A 14,428-nucleotide genomic window follows, 5' to 3' on the forward strand; every position below is an offset into this window, starting at 1 on the left:
AAGTTAATATTATTCCTAGGTGATGTAGCGCTTATTATTGCTGCTTATATTATTGCCACAAGCATAGCTCTGGATCGTGATATTATCGTTAGCAATATGTATCTTTATTCGGGGATGCTGCCGATAATCTTGATTATCAGTAGTTTGCTTTTGAATATCAATGGTTTGTATTCTATTGGTAGAAAACGTTTTGCAGAAATTATTTTAAGCACGGCTGTGGCTACACTATGTACCTTTATTCTCGTTACTGCATTGAGTTTTTTTATGCATGAGTTTTCGTATTCGCGAATGGTGATTGCGATATGTTCTATTTTGCAGGGAATCATGCTTATCGCTTGGCGGTATATTGGTTGGCAATTAGAGCAGAAGTTGCATGCACAACGCACTGTAATGCTGATGGGAAGTGCTGAGGAGTGCGAGCATGTATATAACCGATTGCGCGTACAACCACAGCTGAATCTCAAACTCAAATACATTTGTACAGATATAGAGTCAAGCGACTGGCGTAAGGCAGCAGAAGATATCGATGTGATCATCCTCTGCCCTGGGATGCGTCATCGCTACAAAGTGGCTGTGATTAATCACTGTCATCAGACGGGGAAAACAACACTATTGATTCCTAATACCTACGAAATCTTTTGCACAGGTGCAGAACTGGACAAGATTGATGATATTCCCGTATTTCGCCCACAAAGTCTTAATCCCAGCTTAGAGGTGCGTACGCTAAAACGAATGATGGATATCGTAGTAGCAGGTATCGGCTTTATCTGCGCTCTGCCCTTTATGATTGCCACAGGGATAGCAATAAAAATCTTCGATCCTGGTCCTATGCTATACAGTCAGATTCGGACTGGCAAGAACGGAAAAGAATTTCGCGTCTACAAATTCCGCACCATGCGGGTAGATGCAGAAAAATACACGGGGCCAATGCTGGCACAGGAAAATGACCCTAGAATCACTAAGCTGGGGAGATTCTTACGTGCCGTAAGACTTGACGAATTGCCACAGATCTGGAATGTAATCATCGGCGATATGAGTATTGTCGGCCCCAGACCGGAGCGGCCTTTCTTTGTGGAACAATTTGTCAAGGAAACACCAGAATATGCCTATCGCCATAATGTCAAACCTGGCATTACAGGCATGGCCCAAGTTTATGGGAAATACAATACAACTGCTTTCGATAAGCTGGTTTATGACCTGATGTATATCGAAAAATGCGGACTGCTGACAGACTTAGCAATTATCATTCAGACGGTGAAGGTTCTGTTTACTAAGAGTGCTACAGAAGGTGCTGGTGTTGGACAGAAACCGCTGAATTTAGAAAAGTATGATATTGGCAATAATATTTATGGAGACTTTTAAGTACTATGGAGACTTTTAATCAATTTTTAGATGATATGGTTTCTATAATAATGCCGGCATATAATAGTGATAATACAATTTCAGATAGTATAGAGTCGGTGTTGAAACAAACATATGAAAATTGGGAATTGATTATTATAGATGATTGCTCAACTGATAATACAATAAATGTTGTTTTGTCATTTGATGACGAAAGAATATGTTTAATCAGGCAAAATAGTAATCGAGGAGTTGCAGAAGCAAGAAACATTGGCATAAAAAAAGCAAAAGGGAGGTTTTTAGCATTTTTAGATAGTGATGATGTTTGGTCGGAAATAAAGATAGAAAGACAAATGAGTTTTATGAAGACAAATGATGTAAGTTTTTCTTATACTTGGTATCATCACTTGGATACGGAAAATAATGGTAAAATTAAGGTTATTAAAACACAGCCATATGTTAATTATCAAAAATTATTGAAAGGTAATGATATTGGTTGTTTAACTGTCATGATTGATCATGCTGCATACCCTAATATTATGATGCCTAATAAGCGTCATGAAGATTATATAACATGGCTAAATATTTTAAAAGAAAATAATGGTTATGCATATTCTATTAATGAAGATTTAGCGGCTTATAGGAAAAGTTTAAATTCATTATCAAGTAATAAAATTAAGAGCATAAAGTGGACTTGGGATGTCTATAGAAAAGATCAAAATCTATCTTTTTTTTCTTCTTTGTATTACTTAGCATTTTATGCTATAAGAGCTATTCAAAAACACATAAAATGAAATGAAGTGAAAGAAAATATGAACATTGTGATTTCCTCGATGCATTTTTCTCCAGCATTTATATCGCATATGGGAGGATATGGTAATTTATGCAGGATGATTGGTGCTGATGTTAGTTTTTTGATAGATGAAAAATATAAAGAATTCGGAGAGTTTAATAGGCAAAAAATATATACGGATATTCCTAAAAATGAAATAAGTAAATATGATTTGATTATTTTTGTAAATTTTGCTGTAGAGAATGTTAGAATAGCAAGATTATGGAGAAAACAGGGGAAAAAGATTATATATGTATTACATGAATCGGATTTGGGGATGAGGAGACTATATCATGAATCTTTTGTAGGCGCAGCAAAAATTATTATTGCTGGAATTATATCTAAATACATATGTAGATTAAGTGATTTAGTTTTAGTAGCTTCGCAACAGGGAATGAATAGTTATAAGAAGTATTATAGTATGTACAACTCTAATGTACGATTGATTCCTCTGATTTTTGATGATGAAATAAGAAGTGAAGATATAAGAATTGGGAAGAAGATATTTTTTTCATATATTGGAAATATTAGTAAATCACATGCTTTTTTAGAATATATAAAAGCTATAAAAAAAATCCACGAGATAAATGGTAAAGCGAAGTTTCTTATAGCAACTAGAAATGATATTAATAATTTAATAAACAATGATAAATATGTTAAGACTATGATTGAAGATAAAACATTAATTATACAGTCTGGAAGGGATTTGAGTAATGAGGAAATTAATCATTACTATTTGGATAGTTTTTGCGTGTGGACGGCATATACATCTAGTACACAGAGCGGGGTGTTAGGGAAGTCTTTTATGGCTGGTACACCAGTTCTTGCATCACGTGTTGGTAGCTTTAATGAATTTGTGATTGAAGGTAAAAATGGAGAAATAATAAATTCATACTCTTTTGAAGTTATTAATGAAAAGATTATGCAAATATTTAATAATAAGAGAGAATATGTAAAAAATGCTAGAGATACGTACGAAAAGATATATTCATATAAAAGTTATAAAAAAACTTTTGCTAAAATTGTTGATGAATTAAATGGATAATGGAAAACAGAGGTAAATAATGGAAATATACATTTTTCTATATGGATGGAGCATTATTTTAGCCTTGTTTTTTCTGTTGCTTTGTAAAAATAAATTCAAGAAAATCTATATTCTATTAAATGCAATACCAATGATTACGGTTTTGGGGTTTCGAGGAATATATACTGGGGCAGATACATATACTTATGTTTCTGCATTTGAAATTATCGGAGTACATGGCAACGGATGGTTAGACTGCGTTGATATGGAATATGGCTATATCATATTTAATAAAATAGTATATACTTTGTTTGGGGATGTTAGATATTTATTTATTTCTATTGCAGGATTAAGTATTGGAATTTTATGTTGGTTTATAAATAAATATTCATGTAATATTTATTTATCGCTGATTGTGTTTAATGGAATAGGTTTTTTTATTTCTAATGTAAATACAATAAGACAATGCTTAGCGACTTCTATCTTGTTAATTGCATTAAATTATATTATTGAAAACAAAAAATATATAGCAATATTGTTTGTCATGATAGCTGGATCGTTTCATATGACGGCGTATTTGTTTTTTCCGTTGGTCTTTTTACAACCATTAAATATGAAAAAAATATTTTTAGTGATAATGTCATGCGTATATGTTGTTTTTTTGGTACATGATGCTGGATTGATGGCTGTAGCATCAATCCTTCCAGAAAAATATTTGCTATATATAGGAAGTGTACATGATGTTGAAAGTAGCAAAATAGGTTCTGTAATTCGAGGTGTAGCATATATATTCATTTCTCTTGTTAGTATTTGGCAGTATCATACTGGAAATACTTCTCTTGATAAAGAAATTGATAATAAATTAAATAGTCAATGTGTGTTATGGTTTGCTATGCTTGTTTTTCTCTCAGGGCTAATATTATGCATTCAATATGATGTGGCGATTATAGGACGAATAGGATATACTTTTACGATTTTTATCTGTTTGCTAGTTCCGATTTTCTTTTATGGAATGGGAAAAGTGGCAAGGATGTTCGCTATACCAATATTTATCATCGTGTTAACGCTTCAATTTTTTTATATGATTCAAAATCTACCTAAAGACAGAATATATTATTTTTTATATTAGTGGTTACATTTTTTTACTATTGTATGGGGGGATATATGTGAAACGAGTATTATGTCTTATTGCAAATATGGACACAGGTGGAGCAGAAACATTACTTATGAAACTATATCGAACAATGAATGTTGAAGAATATCAGTTTGATTTTTTAACATATGCTGGGAAAAATGGATATTATGATAAAGAGATTATTAATCGAGGTGGCAAGATATATCCTATAACACCTGTAAAAAAAATCCTATAAAATGTTTTTATGATGTTTATACTGTTGTGAAAGGCGGAGGATATAAATCAGTTCTTTTGTCTGTTCCATTTTCTGTTTATTCGATTATGTTATTAATAGCAAGAATGGCTGGAGCAAAAAAAATAGGTTTACGTTGCACTAATACAAAAGTCGGTGATGGAAAAATATCTTACACAGTATTGCATTACATTTTTAAACCTTTTGCAAAAGTAGTGACTAATGTGAAGTTATCGCCATCTGTTCTAGCTGCAGAATGGATGTTTGGTAAAGGCTGCGTTTATAAAAAACAAGCAGTGATATTAAATAATGGAGTGCAGTTAGATAAGTTTATTTTTTCTATACAAAGAAGAAAGATGATTCGAGAAGAATTTAATGTTTCAAATAAACATGTTTACGGGCATGTTGGTCGGTTTGTAAAACAAAAGAATCATATATTTCTATTAAAGATATTTCAAGAGATATGTAAACAAGACTCTGAGGCGGTTTTGCTTCTGGTTGGTACGGGAATGTTATTAGAGGATATAAAAAAGAAGGTTTATGAATTAAAGATAGAAAACTCGGTTATTTTTGCTGGGGTTAGAAAAGATATTCCAGATATTATGATGGCACTGGATGTTGTTATTTTTCCATCTTATTATGAAGGTATGCCAAATGTGATTATTGAAGCACAATGTACCGGTTTGCCATGTATTATTGCAGATACAATTACACGTGATGTTCAAGTAACAGATCTTATTGAATTTCTAAGCTTAGAGGATGATGCTTTGATTTGGGCAAATACAGCAATGAAAAAAATGACGCTATCTAAAGATATAAAAAGAAATATTTATAATAGTATCATGAAGGAAAAAGGATATGATATCAATGATGTTACTTGTAAATTCTTGGAATTAATGACATAAAGGATAAATATATACTATCAAATATTTCGATTATATAATTGGGAGTTGTTAATTTTGTTGAAATGGATATTAGATAAGTGGAATAAGAAAAAAAATACAATAGATTACTGGAGGGGGGAAGGTACAAGAATTGGTGAACGTTGTTTTGTACATCCTGATGCAGATTTTGGATCAGAACCATATTTGATTTCTTTGGGGAATCATGTTCGAGTTAATAATGGCGTAAAGATGATAACACATGATGGTGGTGTCTGGGTTTTGCGAGAGTTTCCTAGTATTAATCGTCATAAAGAAATTGATTTGTTCGGGAAAATTTCGATAGGGGATAATGTTCATATAGGAACTAATGCTATTATTTTGCCAGGCGTGTCAATAGGTTCAAACTCTATTATTGGAGTCGGTGCAATTGTTACGCGTAGTATACCGGAGAATTCTATCGCAGTTGGTATTCCAGCACGTGTTATTGAAACTGTAGATGATTATTATGGAAAAAATAAATATAAATTATTATACACTAAACTAATGACTGATATTGAAAAAAAGAATTATTTATTAAAAGAAGATATTGAGTTAAAAAACAAATAATAATGGGAAAAGGACAGAAATGAAAAAGGTACTTCAAATTATAGAACATATGGGAGCTGGTGGAGCACAAAAGATTATTACAGATACATTGATTCTTATGAAAAATGATAAGAAGATTAAATTTTCGCTATTGGTGCTAACAAGCAAAAGTAATTCTAGTTATGAACAACTTTTAGATAAAGAAAATATTCCCATTGTATATTTACATTCTACAGAAGGTTACAATGGTAATAATATTATTCGTAAAATTTTAAACAAAGTTAAGAATAGAATTATAGATCAATATTTGATTTATAAAAAACTAATGGAAATCTCCCCGGATATCATACATAGTCATATTACTCCTATACAGATTAAGCTGTTTATTCCTTTTTTGGTTTCTAGAATTCCTATATGGATACATACTATGCATTCAGACCCGCTAAGATTTTCCTGTTTTATAAGATGTTTTACTAAAATATTATGCCGGTATATTAATTTTTTTCCAGTGGCCGTAACAAAAGGACAATTGAATCGCATAAATAAATATTATAATATAAATAATTGCTATTTATTGCGAAATCGTATAAATGTATTTTTAATAAAAAAATATATAAAAGCACTTGATAAAAAACATGCTAGACGATTGTTTAATATACCAGAAAATGCCTTTGTAGTTGGTGGAGCAGGACGATTTGTACAAATAAAAAAATTTGACAAACTTGTAGAGATTTTTTTCGAATATCAAAAATACAATAACAATTCTTTTTTGATTTTAGTTGGTGATGGCCCGGAGAGAAGAAAAATATCGGATTTGATAATTCAGTATAAATTGGAGAAAAAATCGATAATTATTGGGAGCCTACCTACGGATAAGATGATTATGTTCTATTCAAGTATTGATGTGTTTTTACAGCCATCTATTTCTGAATCATGTTCATTAGTTGCTCTTGAAGCACAAGCTGTAGGCATACCAGTCATTGTTTCAGATGCAATACCAACAGACATATTATTTAGCAACAAAACTGTTCAGATGAAAAAAGATGCATCTATTCGTGAATGGGCTGCAGAAATTTATAAACCTTCTTATCTACAACCGCAGGCATCAATAGATAATTATGATATAAATACTTTAAAAAATGATATATATAATATATATCATTCGATTTTATTGAGAGTAAAAAATGGAAATTAAAACTAAAAAATCAGATATTATTTGGAATTATTTAGGTGTTTTTCTTGTAATATCTTCACAAATTATATGGTTGCCTTTTTTGTTACATTATTTATCTAATGAGTTATTGGGGATTTGGTATATTTTTGTTAGTATTGGAGGCTTAGTTACATTATTTGATTTTGGATTTTCTTCTCAATTTTCGAGAGGAGTAAGTTATGCATGGAGCGGTGTAACGGAATTAAAAAAGGAAGGAATATCGTTAGTAAGAAAAGAATCATTACCCAATATTAATTTGATTAAATCTATCATTAAAGCTTGTAAGATGATTTATTTTTTTTTAGCAAGCATTGCTACATTAATTATGTGTACAGGTGGTTCTTTATATTTATATAATATAGTACCTAGATCATTACATAATGAAATTTTACTTGCATGGCTGGTGTATATTATTGCAGTATTCTTTAATTTATATATAGGATATTATGTTGCAGTTCTTCAAGGAATTGGAGATATAAAAAAAATGAACCAAGCAAAGGTAATAGCAAGAGTTGTTATGCTATTTGGAGGGATTGTTGCATTAATTATGCAATGGGGATTATTAGGTTTGGCAGTATCCTATCTTTTAAGTGGCTTTATCCAACGGATTTTATGTAAATATTTCGTTTCTTTCCAAGTGCGGAAAAATTCAAACGTAGAATATGAAAATTATGTGTATAAACCTTTTGAAATTGTAAAAATATTATGGCACAATGCTTGGCGGGATGGGCTAGTAACAATATCACAGTATATAACTGGTCAAGCAAGCGTTTTGCTTTGTGGTGCGTTTTTAACCTTATCGGATACAGGAATTTATTCGGTATCGTTACAAATTATAAATGCAATAGTACAGATAGCCCGCAGTATGAGTTCTTCATATATGCCAGCAGTACGTTCAATGTTTGCTAATAATAATTTATTATCAGCAACAACAGTTATTTCGAAATCTGTGGTTTCTTATTATATTATTACTTTATTATCTATTGTTGTATTTATTTGTTTAGGGATACCGATAATTCAGTATATAAAACCAAATTTTTTAATTGATAGGTGTGTATTCGTGGTATTGTCTATTCATTTAATTTTAATAGATAGACATCGCTTGTCGGCTGCATTTATATCGTCATTAAATGAGTTACCATACACTTCGGCATTTATAGTTTCGAGTTTTCTGGGAATTTTTTTTGCCTGGATGATGATGTCCTTTTTTAATTTAGGTATTTGGGGACTGATTCTTGCACCACTTACCATTCAATGCTTATATAATAACTGGAAATGGCCATTATATTTAAATAAATATTTAAACACATCAGAATATACTATCTTAAATAATGGGGTTGTATGGATACGACTAACTTTTATTAAATATATCCGTAGATAAAAAGTGTGTAGAAGGTGAAGTTGTACTTCACTGATTATGGACTTGGATAAGAAACTGGTGTATTGCCTTCTTGATATGTTAAAAATAAACTTCGTACATTTAAAACAAGCTTGCAGTAATACATGGCAAAGGAATGTAATTTATTAAATGCTAACCTTATGTATGGTTTTTTATAGGTGTGCCATAATATAGCAGTTTCTTAACTGTGAATTTAATTATAAAGGTGTGAAAAAGTATTGAAAATAATAATAATGGCCGGTGGTGGTGGTTCTCGATTATTTCCGTTATCCCGCAGGTCTTATCCAAAACAATTTTTGAGATTGGAGGATGATATCTCTTTGCTAGCGCATACGGTAAAACGATTTATGTCGTTTATTCCAGCTGAGGATATTATTGTCATTACCAATCAAAAATATCTGTATCATGTGAAAAATGAGCTGAGTGAGTGTCATGCAGAAGATGCTCATGTTTTATTAGAGCCAGTAGCTCGAAATACGGCTCCAGCCATTGCTTTGAGTGCTGAATTTTGCCGTTCTGCTTTAGGCTGTGATGAAGAGGAAATTTTGTTAGTGGCTGCGGCTGATCATGTGATTCGCCCATTGGATAAATTTCAGCAATGTGTGAAGGCAGCCGAGCAGGCAGCAGAAACAGGCAAGGTTGTTACCTTGGGTATCCCGGCTAAACAGCCGGAAACAGGGTATGGTTATATTGAAGCCGGGAAAGTGTGTGGTAATGCTAGGCTAGTAACTTCTTTTAAAGAGAAGCCAGATTTAGCGACTGCTGAAAAATATGTGGAGGCAGGGAATTACTATTGGAATTCTGGTATGTTTGCATTTTCTCTAAAAACTATTACACAAGAATTGACAGCATATCAACCAGAAATAGCCCAGCAAATGGCTAGGGGATATGATTATATGCTAGCTAATTTCAATAAGTTGCCAGAAATTTCCATTGATTATGCTGTAGCAGAGCGTTCGCGTAACGTATGCATGGTGGAACTGCTTTGTTATTGGAATGACATTGGTTCTTGGGACGCTATGTATGATATTTTACCCAAGGACGGTGATGGCAATGCAGTGAAAGGCGATGTTTTAGCGCTTGAATGCAAGGATTCCTTGATCATGGGACGCGACCGTTTGATTGCCGGTATTGGTCTTGACGATTTGTTGCTGGTAGAAACCGATGATGTAATCGTCGTAGCAAAAAAGGGGGAATCACAAAAGGTCAAAGATGTAGTGGAAAAGCTTAAGGCTATGCACCGTAAGGAGGCTGTTGAACATACGACGATTTATCATGCATGGGGAACCTCATCCATTATTGGACAGGGGAAGGGGTATTGCATGAAAAAAGTTCGGGTTATGCCGGGAAAAAAATTATCGTTGCAGATGCATTATCATCGGACGGAACATTGGGTTATACTGCGTGGTACTGCGGAAGTTATACGAGATGGAGAACGTATGTTTATTCATGAGGAAGAATCTGTATTTATTCCGCAGACAGTAAAACATCAGTTGTCGAATCCCGGAAGAATACCATTGGAGCTCATTGAAATTCAGAATGGCGCTTATATTAGCGAAGATGATATTGTGAGATTGTCTAATTGATACTTTTTAATGCGTAAGGAATGATTTGATGAGTTATTGCACAAAAGCGTTTGGAGCGTATGATATTCGGGGGATTTATCCCGAAACAATCAATGAGGAAATCGCTTATAGGATTGGTAGATTTTTTCCAATGTTATTTGCCGCAAAGAGAGTAGTTGTTGGTCATGATATCCGATTGTCTGGACCGTCAATAAAAAAAGCCTTGATACAAGGTTTAGTGGAATCGGGCTGTAATGTTATTGATATCGGTCAATGCGGTACGGAGATGATTTATTTTGCGACGTTCCATTTGAAACTCGATGGCGGCGTGATGATTACTGCCAGTCATAATCCGCGAGAATACAACGGCATGAAGTTTGTGCGACAGGAGGCAAGGCCTATCTCTGGGGATACCGGTCTGCTGGATTTGAAGCAGCAGGTTGCAGATGGTGAACTGCCTGCTATGGCAGAAATTTATGGTAAAGTAGAATCGATAGACATTACGGAAAGATATGTGAAGCATATCTTGTCCTATGTGGATGTGACGAAACTGAAACCTTTGAAAGTGGTTGTCAATGCTGGTAATGGTGCAGCAGGGCCAATTCTTGATGTGATGGAAAAATACTTGCCATTTGAGTTAGTAAAGGTTCACCATGAACCGGACGGTAGTTTCCCTCACGGGGTTCCTAATCCGCTACTCTTAGAAAACCGTGATGCAACGGCAAAAGCTGTACGGAAGCATGGTGCTGATGCAGGCGTAGCATGGGATGGCGATTTTGATCGTTGTTTTATGTTTGATGAGCAGGGCAACTTTATTGAAGGATATTACATGGTCGGCTTTCTTGCGAAAGCATTTTTGCAAAAGAATCCCGGTGAAAAGATTATCTATGACCCACGCCTTACCTGGAATACGGAAGAAATTGTTATAACTAATGGTGGTATACCAATTATTTCTAAAAGCGGCCATGCATTTATCAAGGAAAAGATGCGTAAGGAAAATGCTATTTATGGGGGCGAAATGAGTGCCCATCATTATTTTCGAGATTTTTCCTACTGTGATAGTGGCATGATTCCGTGGCTTTTAGTGCTGGAATTATTGTCTCAAGCCAATGGTATCCGGTTATCCGGATTGATGCAGGAACGTATGAAACGATATCCTTGTTCTGGGGAAATAAATAGCAAGGTTAAAGAGGTTGATGAAGTATTAGCACGGATTGAAGCCGAATATGGATCACAGGGCAAGGTTACGAAAACAGATGGTTTATCGGTAGAATATTCCAATTGGCGTTTTAATTTACGTAAATCTAATACGGAGCCGGTTATACGTTTGAATGTAGAAACGCGGCGTGATGAAGTGTTGATGGAAAACAAAACACAAGAGTTGCTGGCAAAAATTCGCGCATAAGAGGAGTGTTTTCCGTTGATTAAAGAGGAATCAAGAATGTGATTATGAAGATATTTTTGGGGGTGAGGGAATGTTCGTAGTCAAGAAATCATCCGAAATGATGAATAAGACGTTTCGCTTGCCAGTCGATTTACTAGAAAGGTTGACCGAGGTGGCTAAATCACAGGATGTGTCGGTCAATAACCTGGTGCAGCAATGCTGTGAGTATGCGCTTGGAGACATGGCAGGGGGAGAAAAGCCGGAGACGAAGCAGAGGAAGTGAGCTTATGACGGAGCTTTCGAAGAATCTCCAGCATATCCGCGCGGCGCGTGGTTTGCGGCAGCAGGATGTAGCGGATGGACTAGGCATCAGCAGAGCTACCTACGCAAACTACGAGGCGGGGCAGCGAAGCCCGAATAATGTCATGCTGATGAAGATTGCGGCATTGTTTCAGGTGCGTGTCGATGATTTGTTAGGCTTTCAGCCAGATGACAGCCGTCTGTTGCCAGAGGAAATTTCTCTGCTTGAGCGGTATCGGCGCTTGCCAGCGTCCAAGCAGGAGTTCTTTTCGCGGCTGGTTGATTTTGAGCTACAGGAAAATCTGAAGGTAGACAGCAAGAAGGCATCGTTCTCCAAGAAATGAGAACGATGCCTTCTGTGCGGTGTTATTGAAATAAGTCACTATGTGTTCCTGTACGATAGGCGAGTAGTTCTAGTTCGTTGTTGTCTATGCGGTAGATGAGCAACCAATCAGGCAGGATATGACATTCGCGGAACATGGCATAATTGCCGGAAAGTGCATGATCGCGGTGCTTTGGTTCTAAGGCTTTTTCCGATGCAAGTGTTTCAATGATTTTCTTGAGTTCGTGCATCGGAAGACCACGCTTTTTGGCTAGTTTGAAATCTTTTTTGAACTTTGTAGAGTAACGGACGTTAAGCATTCAGGTCATCCCACATTTCGTCTACTGTAGAAAAGGAACGACTAAGATTCTTTCCTGCCAGAGCGTCGTCTAAAACTTTTCTGGTTTCTGCATTGGGGATGTTGGGGGCGACAATATCAAAAGGAATGCGCCCTTGGTTCACAACCTGACGGCAGAAAAGATGGATTGCTGTGGACATGTTGAGTCCCATGCTTTTGAGTGCAGCTTCGGTTTCTTTTTTCAATGCTGAATCCATGCGCACTTGTATTGTTGCTGTAGCCATACTGATCCCTCCTATACGTATATTTTACAGCTGATATGTAGGTAAAGTCAATGAAATCGCAATGACTTGTAGTGCTTATTTTATATATGTGCAATAAAAAACATCGTTCTCGAAAAAGAGAACGATGTTTCAGTATTCGATTAAGCGAAGTACATGCCTTCACTGATGGTGTTGGCGAGTTCTTCTTCGTTCATGTCGCTGGTATCTTTTGGCAGGGCTTCGTAGACGTCCATGCGGTTCTTGATGAACTGGGTGTCGATGTTGCCCGTGCGGAAGTAGGTGTCCTTGAGGATTTTCTTGTGCAGCGATACGGTGGTCTTGACGCCGTCGATGCGGAATTCCTTGAGGGCGCGCTCCATGATCTTGATGGCGTCGCCACGCGTGCGGCCATGGGCGATAATCTTGGCGATCATCGAGTCATAGTACGGCTCGATGGCAAGGCCAGCCGTCACGCCGCTGTCGAAGCGGACACGCGGGCCGCTCGGCTCATGCAGGAACGTGATGTCGCCCGGGGACGGCAGGAAGTTGTTGTCCGGGTCCTCGGCGTTGATGCGGCACTCGATGGCGTGTCCCGTGAAGGTGACGTCCTTCTGGGTGAATTCGAGGGCTTCACCGGCAGCGATGCGGATCTGCGTGCGGACAAGATCGATGCCCGTGACGGCTTCGGTGATGCCGTGCTCGACCTGGATGCGCGGGTTGATTTCCATGAAGTAGAATTCGTTGTTCGAGAGGTCGAGCAGGAATTCTACGGTGCCGATGTTGGAGTAGTGGACGCTCTTGGCGGCCTTGACGGCGAGCTGGCCGACGCGCTCGCGCATATCCTGCGTCAGGGCAATCGATGGCGACTCCTCGAGGAGTTTCTGGTTGCGGCGCTGCAGCGAGCATTCACGCTCGCCGAGATGCAGGACTTCGCCGTAGTTATCGGCGACAATCTGCACCTCGATATGGCGGGAGCGCTCGATATAGTGCTCGAAGTAATATTTCGTCTTCGTGATGTCGACGAGCAGGTGCAGGATGTTGCGCAGGTCTTCTTCGTTGCGCGCAACGCACATGCCTTTGCCGCCGCCGCCAGCGACCGGTTTGAGGATGACCGGGTAGCCGACTTCCTCAGCAGCCTTCATCGCTTCCTCGTTGCTCGTCAGCGGATCGCTGCCCTTGGCCATCGGGATGCCCGAGGGTGCAATGGATGCGCGGGCGATGTCCTTATCGCCGACGAGGCGGATGGTTTCTGGCATCGGTCCAATCCAGGTAATGCCAGCATTCGTGACCTGCTCAGCAAAGTCAGCATCCTCAGAGAGGAAACCATAGCCCGGATGGATGGCATCGGCGCCGGACTCGCGGGCAGCAGCGAGCAGTGCTGCTTTGTTGAGATAGCTTTCCATGGCATCGGCCGGACCTACGCAGATGGCGTGGTCAGCCAGACGGACATGCAGAGCCTTGGCGTCGGCTTCGGAGTATACGGCTACCGTCTCGATATCGAGCTCCTGGCAGGCGCGGATAATGCGAACGGCGATCTCGCCGCGATTCGCGATAAGAATGCGTTTAAACATAGGATTACCTCCTAAACTTAACAAAGTAAATATAAATAAGTTTAAATAAGTCTATTAGTGTCAAGTAACTGGTATTAGTA

At 37.1% G+C, this 14,428-nt stretch carries 16 protein-coding genes; 13 read left to right on the top strand and 3 right to left on the bottom strand.

Annotated elements, in window-relative coordinates:
• The 13 genes from BM181_RS00005 to BM181_RS00060 form a co-directional block, all read left to right on the top strand.
• On the top strand, nt 1-1,362 hold a 1,362-nt coding region (locus BM181_RS00005; RefSeq protein ID WP_218150065.1), incomplete at its 5' end, for a sugar transferase.
• 5 nt (nt 1,363-1,367) lie between these two features.
• On the top strand, nt 1,368-2,135 hold the full coding sequence (locus tag BM181_RS00010) for a glycosyltransferase family 2 protein (RefSeq protein WP_075441297.1): 768 nt from the start codon (nt 1,368-1,370) through the stop codon (nt 2,133-2,135).
• Nucleotides 2,136-2,153: 18 nt separating this feature from the next.
• Nucleotides 2,154-3,218 carry a glycosyltransferase gene (locus tag BM181_RS00015; RefSeq protein WP_075441298.1) on the top strand — a complete coding sequence of 355 codons (1,065 nt, stop codon included), beginning with the start codon at nt 2,154-2,156 and terminating at the stop codon, nt 3,216-3,218.
• Between the two features lie 19 nt (nt 3,219-3,237).
• Nucleotides 3,238-4,326 carry an EpsG family protein gene (locus tag BM181_RS00020; protein ID WP_075441299.1) on the top strand — a complete coding sequence of 363 codons (1,089 nt, stop codon included), beginning with the start codon at nt 3,238-3,240 and terminating at the stop codon, nt 4,324-4,326.
• Between the two features lie 37 nt (nt 4,327-4,363).
• Complete coding sequence (locus tag BM181_RS15020; protein WP_143092062.1) at nt 4,364-4,567, top strand: glycosyltransferase family 1 protein; 204 nt, start codon at nt 4,364-4,366, stop codon at nt 4,565-4,567.
• A 26-nt stretch (nt 4,568-4,593) separates the two neighbouring features.
• The gene (locus BM181_RS00025) at nt 4,594-5,469 is read left to right on the top strand and encodes a glycosyltransferase (protein ID WP_143092063.1); all 876 of its coding nucleotides are present in this window, start codon (nt 4,594-4,596) and stop codon (nt 5,467-5,469) included.
• Between the two features lie 54 nt (nt 5,470-5,523).
• Nucleotides 5,524-6,054 (top strand): acyltransferase, encoded by a 531-nt coding sequence (locus BM181_RS00030; protein ID WP_218150066.1) that lies wholly within the window; start codon nt 5,524-5,526, stop codon nt 6,052-6,054.
• 19 nt (nt 6,055-6,073) lie between these two features.
• Nucleotides 6,074-7,228 (top strand): glycosyltransferase, encoded by a 1,155-nt coding sequence (locus tag BM181_RS00035; RefSeq protein ID WP_075441301.1) that lies wholly within the window; start codon nt 6,074-6,076, stop codon nt 7,226-7,228.
• Nucleotides 7,218-8,627, top strand: coding sequence for an O-unit flippase-like protein (wzx, locus tag BM181_RS15025; protein WP_075441302.1), 1,410 nt, complete (start codon nt 7,218-7,220; stop codon nt 8,625-8,627). The genes BM181_RS00035 and wzx overlap by 11 nt, the downstream gene beginning before the upstream one ends.
• A gap of 236 nt (nt 8,628-8,863) precedes the next feature.
• Complete coding sequence (locus tag BM181_RS00045) at nt 8,864-10,231, top strand: mannose-1-phosphate guanylyltransferase/mannose-6-phosphate isomerase (RefSeq protein WP_075441303.1); 1,368 nt, start codon at nt 8,864-8,866, stop codon at nt 10,229-10,231.
• A gap of 28 nt (nt 10,232-10,259) precedes the next feature.
• Entirely contained in the window at nt 10,260-11,615 is a 1,356-nt protein-coding gene (locus tag BM181_RS00050; RefSeq protein WP_075441304.1) for a phosphohexomutase domain-containing protein, read from the top strand.
• A gap of 70 nt (nt 11,616-11,685) precedes the next feature.
• Nucleotides 11,686-11,877 carry a toxin-antitoxin system HicB family antitoxin gene (locus BM181_RS00055; RefSeq protein ID WP_075441305.1) on the top strand — a complete coding sequence of 64 codons (192 nt, stop codon included), beginning with the start codon at nt 11,686-11,688 and terminating at the stop codon, nt 11,875-11,877.
• A 4-nt stretch (nt 11,878-11,881) separates the two neighbouring features.
• Nucleotides 11,882-12,238 (top strand): helix-turn-helix transcriptional regulator, encoded by a 357-nt coding sequence (locus BM181_RS00060; RefSeq protein WP_075441306.1) that lies wholly within the window; start codon nt 11,882-11,884, stop codon nt 12,236-12,238.
• 22 nt (nt 12,239-12,260) lie between these two features.
• Here the strand turns inward: BM181_RS00060 and BM181_RS00065 are convergent, their stop codons facing one another.
• The 3 genes from BM181_RS00065 to BM181_RS00075 all read right to left on the bottom strand — a co-directional run bounded on the left by BM181_RS00065 (nt 12,261) and on the right by BM181_RS00075 (nt 14,348).
• Nucleotides 12,261-12,536: a type II toxin-antitoxin system YafQ family toxin gene (locus BM181_RS00065; RefSeq protein ID WP_075441307.1), complete on the bottom strand. Its 276-nt coding sequence runs from the start codon at nt 12,534-12,536 to the stop codon at nt 12,261-12,263.
• A complete protein-coding gene (locus BM181_RS00070) occupies nt 12,529-12,798 on the bottom strand; it encodes a type II toxin-antitoxin system RelB/DinJ family antitoxin (protein WP_075428542.1) in 270 nt (89 codons plus the stop codon). The genes BM181_RS00065 and BM181_RS00070 overlap by 8 nt, the downstream gene beginning before the upstream one ends.
• 140 nt (nt 12,799-12,938) lie before the next feature.
• A complete protein-coding gene (locus BM181_RS00075) occupies nt 12,939-14,348 on the bottom strand; it encodes an acetyl-CoA carboxylase biotin carboxylase subunit (protein ID WP_075441308.1) in 1,410 nt (469 codons plus the stop codon).
• Between the last annotated feature and the right edge of the window lie 80 nt (nt 14,349-14,428).

It is taken from the genome of Pseudoselenomonas ruminantium (assembly GCF_900113715.1).
In the GTDB taxonomy this organism is placed as follows: Bacteria; Bacillota; Negativicutes; order Selenomonadales; family Selenomonadaceae; genus Selenomonas_A; species Selenomonas_A caprae.

What these genes read in the sequence shown, in the direction of transcription:
- BM181_RS00010 (WP_075441297.1), top strand. Translation starts at nt 1,368, where the DNA reads ATGGAGACTTTTAATCAATTTTTAGATGATATGGTTTCTATAATAATG.
- BM181_RS00015 (WP_075441298.1), top strand. Translation starts at nt 2,154, where the DNA reads ATGAACATTGTGATTTCCTCGATGCATTTTTCTCCAGCATTTATATCG.
- BM181_RS00020 (WP_075441299.1), top strand. Translation starts at nt 3,238, where the DNA reads ATGGAAATATACATTTTTCTATATGGATGGAGCATTATTTTAGCCTTG.
- BM181_RS00035 (WP_075441301.1), top strand. Translation starts at nt 6,074, where the DNA reads ATGAAAAAGGTACTTCAAATTATAGAACATATGGGAGCTGGTGGAGCA.
- wzx (WP_075441302.1), top strand. Translation starts at nt 7,218, where the DNA reads ATGGAAATTAAAACTAAAAAATCAGATATTATTTGGAATTATTTAGGT.
- BM181_RS00050 (WP_075441304.1), top strand. Translation starts at nt 10,260, where the DNA reads ATGAGTTATTGCACAAAAGCGTTTGGAGCGTATGATATTCGGGGGATT.
- BM181_RS00055 (WP_075441305.1), top strand. Translation starts at nt 11,686, where the DNA reads ATGTTCGTAGTCAAGAAATCATCCGAAATGATGAATAAGACGTTTCGC.
- BM181_RS00060 (WP_075441306.1), top strand. Translation starts at nt 11,882, where the DNA reads ATGACGGAGCTTTCGAAGAATCTCCAGCATATCCGCGCGGCGCGTGGT.
- BM181_RS00065 (WP_075441307.1), bottom strand. Translation starts at nt 12,536, where the DNA reads ATGCTTAACGTCCGTTACTCTACAAAGTTCAAAAAAGATTTCAAACTA.
- BM181_RS00070 (WP_075428542.1), bottom strand. Translation starts at nt 12,798, where the DNA reads ATGGCTACAGCAACAATACAAGTGCGCATGGATTCAGCATTGAAAAAA.
- BM181_RS00075 (WP_075441308.1), bottom strand. Translation starts at nt 14,348, where the DNA reads ATGTTTAAACGCATTCTTATCGCGAATCGCGGCGAGATCGCCGTTCGC.